General features: G+C 60.6%; 4 protein-coding genes. All 4 read right to left on the bottom strand.

From position 1 onward, the window contains the following. The coding region (locus tag H1Y01_RS15625) for a glutamine synthetase beta-grasp domain-containing protein (protein WP_180541443.1) at positions 1-1,079 on the bottom strand (1,079 nt) is incomplete at its 3' end. Between the two features lie 57 nt (positions 1,080-1,136). Then, a complete protein-coding gene (gene lgt / locus H1Y01_RS15630; RefSeq protein ID WP_180541444.1) occupies positions 1,137-1,937 on the bottom strand; it encodes a prolipoprotein diacylglyceryl transferase in 801 nt (266 codons plus the stop codon). Between the two features lies 1 nt (position 1,938). Next, positions 1,939-2,418, bottom strand: coding sequence for a signal peptidase II (gene lspA, locus H1Y01_RS15635; RefSeq protein ID WP_180541445.1), 480 nt, complete (start codon positions 2,416-2,418; stop codon positions 1,939-1,941). Positions 2,419-2,420: 2 nt separating this feature from the next. Beyond that, on the bottom strand, positions 2,421-2,822 hold a 402-nt coding region (locus H1Y01_RS15640), incomplete at its 5' end, for a zinc finger domain-containing protein (protein ID WP_301331919.1).

Raw genomic sequence — 2,822 nt, forward strand, 5'->3', positions numbered from 1 at the left:
CCGATCGGGATGCGCACCATCGATCCGCGATCCACGGCCGACGCTTTGATTTGATTCGGCGCTTCGAAATGCGGATCTAGCCGCCGGTACGCATTCACGCTCGCGTTCAACAGCAGGCAGAGGTCGTTGCCATGGTTCAGAATGCGATCGACGAAATCCCACGCAAACTGGCTGATCTTCTCTTCGCCATTCGGGTCCCAGAACAGATTCTTGCCGTCCTTCGTCACCGACACATTGGTATGCATGCCGTTGCCGTTGACGCCGACGACGGGCTTGGGAAGGAAACATGCCGTCATACCCAGCTTCGTCGCGACCTGGCGGCACACCAGCTTGTAGAGCTGGATATTGTCCGCCGCGGCAACCGCTTCCGCATAGCTGTAATTGATCTCGAACTGCGAGGGCGCGACCTCGGGGTGATCCTTCTCATTCTGGAAACCCATGGCGCGCTGCACTTCCGCCGCCTGATCGATAAACAGGCGTAGCGGATCGCCCGGCAGCGAGTGATAGTAACCGCCGGTATTCACGTAATCGAACCGGCCTCGTTCGGCAAAACGCCGCTCGGCGTCGGCGCCCTGAAACACAAACCCCTCGATCTCGTTCGCCGCGTTGAGCGTGTAGCCCTTCGTCTCGTGGAGTTTCTCGGCGTAGAGCTTCAGAATGCCGCGGATGTCGGCGGCATACGGCGAACCGTCCTTATCGATCACGTTGCCGAACGTCAACACTTTGCCGGGACCGAAAACGTCCGACGGCGCCCAGTAAAACGCAGCCCAATCGAGCCCGAGCCGAAGATCGCTTTCGCGCTGGGCGGTGAAGCCGCGAATGGACGATCCGTCGAAGGTGAGGTTGTCCCAGCTGTTGACCAGAAACTTCTTGTCGTAATCGAGCATGTGCAGCCGGCCCTCAAGGTCGCTGAACAGCACGGTGACGGCTTTGATTCGTTTCTCATCGGTAAGGTACTTGAGCCGCTTCTCTTGCAGCTTGCCCGCGTCTACACGATTCGCGCGCTCTTTCTTCGCTTCTAAGTTGAGGTCTTCGAGTTCCGCGTACGAGAGGCTAAGAAAATCTTGGAGGTTTGTCATGGGGTCGATCAACCTATGATAATCGCCCCGTTTTCGCCGCCCATCCAAGCCCAAATATTATCTATTGGCCCAATTGAAAATTTGTTTTGAGGGCGCGAAGCTCAGCCTTGTCAAGAGCGCCGCGCCGCACAACATGAGCGCCAGCGCGATCCATTGCTCGAGCGAGAGCCCAAGACCGAGCGGGTTCGAGGAGTCATGCTCGCGGTAGAACTCGATTACGAAGCGCGCGGCTCCATAGAGAAGCAGATAGAGCCCGAGCACCTGGCCGTCGCGATGCCGCCGCGCGATGAACCATAGCAGTATCGCGCAGATGATCCATTCCGCGAAGGCCTCATAGAGCTGGGTCGGGTGCAAGGGAACGCCGAGACGATCCGGCGAAATCACCGCGTCCGGATTGGTGAAGACAACCGCCCAGGGAAGATGTGTCGGACGACCCCAGCAACAGCCGGCGGCAAAACACCCGAGCCGCCCTATGCCGTGGCCCAAAGCTACGCCGGGAGCGAACTGGTCGGCCGTCGAGAGAAACGGAAGGCGATGGCGCCGCATGTACCAGAACGCCGCGCCCAGAGCCGCGATCAAGCCGCCGTAAAAAATGCCCGCGGATTGAAGGGTTGCGAGCGTGAAGATCTCACCGGGATGGGCGCGATAATCCGGGCTCATCACAATCATGGCGACCTTGGCGCCGACGATCCCCCCCAGCGCGCAGAAAACGCCGAGGTTGAGCACGGTTTCCGACGAGATGCCGGAACGCGCGGCGAGCCGTGTAGTCAGCCAGAGGCCGGCGAGGAATCCGAGCGCGACCAGCAGGCCATAGGTGGGCATCGAGAACGCGCCGATGTGAAACAGATGGGGAAACATTCTAGGCGTGCGCCTTTGCCGGAGAACTGCGCCGCAACATCCCGAACAGTAGCAGACAAGCGCCCACGGTGATGGCCGAGTCAGCCATGTTGAAGGTGTACCAGTGATAGCTGCCGCTGTAGAAGTCGAGGAAATCGGTGACGGCGCCGGCGCGGATGCGATCGAAGATATTGCCCGCGGCGCCGCCGATGATCAATCCGATGGCCAGATCGGACATCAGGTCGGCCGTGCGGTTCCGCCAAAGGAGCCACGCGAGCAGCAGCAGCGCGCTCAATGAAAACGCAATCATGACGATGGCCCGCGTCTGAGAAGCGGCGCCATCGAAAAAGCCGAAGGCCACGCCGCGATTGTGGGTGCGCACGATATCAAAAAAGCCGGGGATCACCGGATGCACCTGCATAGGAGAAAGATGCGTCTCCACCAGATACTTCGACCAGCGGTCCAGACCAAACGCCAGCAGTGCAACCAAGCCGATGCGCATGACTAGTTCGCGTTGCGATCGCGCTCGATCTCCTCGACGGCTTCCGCGCAAGAGGTGCAGATCGTCGGCCACGCGCGGTTCGCGCCGACATCCGGCAGATATTTCCAGCAGCGTTCGCACTTCTGCCCCGCCGCGCGTTCGACCTTCACTTCCAGGCCGCCCGGATTGCCGTTGCGCAGCGACACCTGCGACACGATGAACAGCCCAGGCAACTCGGCCCGATACTCTTCGAGCAGCGGCGCCAGTTCCGCGTCCGCCGTAAGATGTACATGCGCTTCGAGCGGAGCGCCGATGGTCTTGTCTTGCCTTGCGCCTTCCAGCGTCTTCAACACATCGCCACGGACTTCGATGAGCGCGTTCCAGTGCTCGGCATGCGCGCGCTGCTCGCCGGTGATCCCCGCTGT

Origin of the sequence: Nevskia soli (assembly GCF_903970205.1) — a bacterium.
Lineage (GTDB): Bacteria > Acidobacteriota > Terriglobia > Bryobacterales > Bryobacteraceae > Bog-113.